Source organism: Vibrio sp. St2 (genome assembly GCF_947311885.1).
In the GTDB taxonomy this organism is placed as follows: Bacteria; Pseudomonadota; Gammaproteobacteria; order Enterobacterales; family Vibrionaceae; genus Vibrio; species Vibrio coralliilyticus.
In genome coordinates, this window is record NZ_CAMZNA010000027.1 from 1 (window position 1) to 1,201 (window position 1,201).

1 protein-coding gene is annotated in these 1,201 nt (G+C 50.0%); it reads left to right on the top strand.

What is annotated here, in order from left to right; genetic code table 11:
- Positions 1-1,201, top strand: a 1,201-nt coding sequence (locus QMA41_RS25650) for a hypothetical protein (protein WP_281630923.1), incomplete at both ends; no start/stop codon positions are given.

Here is a 1,201-nt window from a genome sequence, read left to right on the forward strand (position 1 = left end):
CGGAAATAGCTGACTTGCTGACGGGCAGCGATGGAGCGAAGGCGTTAATGGTGTCAGGGACTTCGTTGGGCTTTAAAGCGAATACGAACTTGTCAGTTGTGATAGAGAGTGACAATGGCGTTGACAGTATGCCTACGCTTGTTGCACCGGTGGCGACAGATGGCACCTGGTCGACGACGGCGCAGAACCTATCGGGTTGGAAGTCGGGCATTTTGACGATTAAGGTGAGTGGTAAGAATGGTGAGCCAGGTAAGCACCAGACGGTGGAGGCTTCTCAGACGGTGGTATTGACAGACAATGTTGCGCCGGAAGTGTCGGAAGTTCTGGTGACATCGAACACCCCACTAGAACACAATAAGACAGTGACGTTGACGTTTAGGTTTAGTGAGCCAGTGGACAATGTAAAGGCTCAAGTGGGCGATGTTGAGGTATCAATAGATAGCCAATCTGGTGCGCATACTGAATGGACAGGCGAGACTTCATCGCCAATCAGTGTGGTTGTAGGTGAGACGCAGAAACAAATCTCGGTGACTCAGTATCGTGATACGGCGGCGGTCCCTAACAACGGTGCAGTTTACAATACGCAAGTCAATGTGCAGCCAGTTATTAGCATTACCCCACATGACACGATTAACGAATCAGGTGCCAGCAATGTTGTGATTACGGGTACAACGCAAGGTTTTATGAAGGACGATACTCTGTCGTTGACGCTCAGCCGTGATTCGGATACGAGTATAGAGCCAGTGAATGTGAATGTGACTGTGAAAGAGAATGGCTCTTGGGAGTCATCGCCACAGAACATTCGCCATTGGCCAAGTGGTCAGATTGACGTGAAGGTAACGGGGAATAACCAGATTGGCGTTTCTGCGACAGCCGATATAGATGTAGAGTATTTGGACGAGCAGGTCCCTAGTTTGAGTGGTATTTCGGTGACATCGGGAGCGCCACAAGACGGCCAGAAGGTAGGCATTACGGTCACTTTTGATGAGCCGGTGACTGACGTGAAAGCACAGGTTGATGGTGTGAATGTGTCATTCACTAATGATAATGATTCACCATCATCGGTTTGGTCTGGTGAAACGGAGAACGTTATTGCTCTGAGCGCTAACTCTGATACGGTCACGACGTCTGTGATGGCGGGATATAAAGACGTATCGGGTCAGGCTGGAGTGGGTGCTGACTTAGAGTCAGTGGTGCAGCC